The organism is Thermococcus sp. M36 (assembly GCF_012027355.1).
Taxonomy (GTDB): domain Archaea; phylum Methanobacteriota_B; class Thermococci; order Thermococcales; family Thermococcaceae; genus Thermococcus.
Genome location: NZ_SNUH01000281.1, coordinates 1 through 410, shown reverse-complemented (window position 1 = coordinate 410; position 410 = coordinate 1). Strand labels below are relative to the sequence as shown.

The 410-nt window shown below is 32.2% G+C and carries 1 protein-coding gene; it reads left to right on the top strand.

All coding sequences use genetic code 11. The annotated features are described in order from the left end of the window. Nucleotides 1-410 (top strand): hypothetical protein (locus E3E36_RS12355; RefSeq protein WP_206203723.1); only part of this gene is annotated, 410 nt, incomplete at both ends.

Genomic DNA, 410 nt, shown 5'->3' with positions numbered 1-410 from the left:
AAGCAGAATGGATGATTTTAAGTGAAAGAAATTCTTACCCTACAGTTGAAGAATTAGGGCAACCTGAAATTAAAACAGCCGGGCTTCGTTTAAATCCGAATAATTTTTCAACAAGTAGAAATGCATACATCAATAATTTTTATTTAAAGAATATTAAGAGTGGAAAAGAATTTAAATTAATTGGTTTACCTGCCAATTTATTAGCTCAGCATTTAAGCTGGAACCCATCTGAAACAAAGTTTGCTTTTACCAACACAACAGGCAACAGGGTTGATTTATACGTTGTGGATATTGCTACACAAAAAGTTACCAAGTGGAATAAAGAAGCCGTAAACAATGTGTTGAACACACCTTATGTGTGGTTAGATGATAATACTATTTTATATAAAGCAGCAAGTAATTTCGGTAAA